Origin of the sequence: Zoogloea ramigera, from assembly GCF_006539865.1 — a bacterium.
Classification (GTDB): Bacteria; Pseudomonadota; Gammaproteobacteria; order Burkholderiales; family Rhodocyclaceae; genus Zoogloea; species Zoogloea ramigera.
This window is the reverse complement of sequence record NZ_BJNV01000199.1, coordinates 1-640: the sequence shown is the minus strand read 5'-3', so window position 1 is coordinate 640 and position 640 is coordinate 1. Positions and strand designations below refer to the sequence as shown.

General features: G+C 67.8%; 1 protein-coding gene. It reads left to right on the top strand.

What is annotated here, in order from left to right:
• Positions 1-436 (top strand): hypothetical protein (locus ZRA01_RS20725; RefSeq protein ID WP_170183046.1); only part of this gene is annotated, 436 nt, incomplete at its 5' end.
• Positions 437-640: the final 204 nt, after the last annotated feature.

Genomic DNA, 640 nt, shown 5'->3' with positions numbered 1-640 from the left:
TCGCCTGTACGCAGTGTGCGTCTTTGCGCCCAACGTCCTGCGGGATGCCTATCCCCTGGAAGAACTGCAAGGTCTGAAGGACTGCGTCGCGCAGCAGGCGGGCAAGGTCGAGAAGATGATCGACTGGACGCGGGCCCAGCTCGACGCCGCCGGCCTGAATTCGGGCGAACCGGGCCGGGTCGAGCCCTTGAGCGCAGATATCCGCACGCCTCTGGCGAGCGCGTATGTGGATCTCTTCCTCCGCGCCGATCTCGCCATCCAGCTGCTGGACGCCCTGTGGTTGCAGGGTGAGTTGACCGACGCCGGCCACGCGGAGCGGACCGGAGCGATGCGCCGGGCACCGCTCAGTGTGCTGGGCGGGATCCAGCGGGCACATGCGTGCTGCCGGGCGCGTATCGAGGCGCTGTATCGGCAGCGTGATGCGGGGCTGCTTTAGGCGGGGCTGCTTTAGGCGGGGTGTCGCCAGGCTCAGGCGCTTGGGAGGGTCTGGAGCTGGGTGATCAACTGGTGGCGCTGGTCCCGGGAGCACGCTCCCAGGAGTCGGATCAGCTCCGCCAGGTCGTCATCCGGCTCATAGAGGTAGGAGACCGGGACATTCAGTTCCGCGGCCAGCCGCTGTGCCGTCTGCAGGTCCGGCACG